Genomic DNA, 1960 nt, shown 5'->3' with positions numbered 1-1960 from the left:
TGTGTCGGTTCAATGTTTGGATTTTGCGTGCGCAACGCTTCATCATCAATATTGGGCAGCAAGTCCGGATGACTGTAGTCAACCTGTCCATAGTCTTCAGCGTTCCATGGGCCCGGTTCAAAAATTCCAACCCTGACACCTTGGCCTGTGTAGTCCTCCCAGACCGGCAGAACATTGATTTCAGGTAAGTACCATTGTTCCAGGAACTGCGGATCTTGCGGGTGACCTTCTAAAACAAGAGTGACTTTAGCGGTCATCTCAGTAGATTGATTGGTTCCAGTGACGCCGACCTGCAGGCCGCGATTGCCATGTTCGTCTCTGATTTTGTAAGAGAAGGACGGAATACCTGCAAAGCCATCATCTACGACAAAGATCACCTCTTCTCCAGAAAGAGAGACTGTGCCGCCAACCGCATTAAAGGTTTCCTGGATCTGAAGAGCATCGCCCTGATAATCCAGATCGTTACTCAATAGGCTTGAGACGGGAATGCGGTAGGTGTGGCCATCGGCCTGCAGTGCCAGACGCAGGGTGTCTTTGACGGGCATAGGATTGCCGCCATCGAGCTGCACTTCATTGATGTCTGCAAAGTTGAGAGCTTCAATGTTGGTCAGTCTGTCATCACCGTCTGGGCCACTGGCACGTTGATCAGCAACTGAGTAACTGCCATCTGCGTTTCTGGTCACGAGGTAGTCAGCGTATGAACCGGAATACTCAGCTACATCATAGCCGATACCCCCATCGAGATGGTCATTGCCAACACCGCCGATCAGAAGATCTTCACCAACCCCGCCCAGAAGTTTGTCATCTCCCAGACCGCCCTGCAGAATGTCTTCACCCTGACCACCAGAGAGTGTGTCGTTCCCGCGGTGCCCGCGGATCAGGTCATTACCTGCATATCCGTAGACAATGTCATTGCCTTCTTCGCCATTCAGGATATCTCCTGCAGAACCACCAAGCAAGATGTCATCGCCGCCACCGCCATTAATCACGGACTGATTTGACGAACCGGACACCAGAATATCAGCTTGATCAGTCCCGATGGCCATCTCCACCTGAGACTGCTGGAGATTAAACGCAACACCTTGATTACCGACGAATTGCACAACGTCAAAGCCCGCTCCCCCTTGGATACCATCCTGGTTTTCAGAAAGGTCTTCGGCATCTGCAACAATATAGTCGTTGCCCGCTCCCCCACTTAGGCGGTCTTTACCTTGCCCACCAACGAGCCAGTTATCTTGTTCATCGCCGATGATCTCGTCATCTCCATCAGCACCAATACCGCTGGTAACTCCCTTCTGTGCAAGGTCGACCGTTTCTCCGTCTTCATTGCCAACAGTATAGACACTGCTGCCACCCTCAATTGTGACCGTTGTCCCGGAGCCAAGAGCTTCCTGCGTCAGCCCGTTCGGGTCTGCAATGAAGTTTACTGAAGCGATGGCAAGGTCGCGTTCAGACGTTTTATAGGTTGATTGGCTGCGTACCTCATTGCCGCCAGAAAAGGAGCCATCTGAGGAATTATTCAATGAAATGGAGGTAATTCCGGCTTCTGCCAGAGTTTTCAGTTCATCGGCTTCTGAGCGGCCATTCTGGTTTACATCCTGCCAGATTTTTAGTGAGCCGAAGCTGGTGTCTGATGCATTAATCCGGCCATCATTGTTACTATCAAATGTATTGAGGGCATCAAATCCATCCTCATGTACAGCGCCGGTCCCGGCCGGTGCACCATAATACTCTGACAAAGTCTCGGTGATGTCGTTGATCTGACCATCTCCGTTGCGGTCATGAACAAGAATAGCATCATCAGCGCCCACCCAGCCTGTACGCTCCAGAGCACCGTCGTTATCCATGTCAAAGTAGATCTGACGATCAGCAAACGGTGTGAGTTCAATGCCATCCCCGTCCAGATCAAGCACGAGTGGATCAATCTCGGCAATTCCTGTCGCCCAATCTGTCACATAAG

Annotated in this window: 1 protein-coding gene; it reads right to left on the bottom strand. The window is 51.3% G+C overall.

Translation table 11 applies throughout. The features are described 5' to 3' along the window. Positions 1-1960: Ig-like domain-containing protein (locus PPL9_RS03190; protein WP_200962083.1), on the bottom strand; the 1960-nt coding region annotated here is incomplete at both ends.

The organism is Pseudovibrio sp. POLY-S9 (genome assembly GCF_001431305.1).
In the GTDB taxonomy this organism is placed as follows: domain Bacteria; phylum Pseudomonadota; class Alphaproteobacteria; order Rhizobiales; family Stappiaceae; genus Pseudovibrio.
Note: the sequence above shows the minus strand (reverse complement) of the source record. Positions and strands in the feature narration are given on the sequence as shown.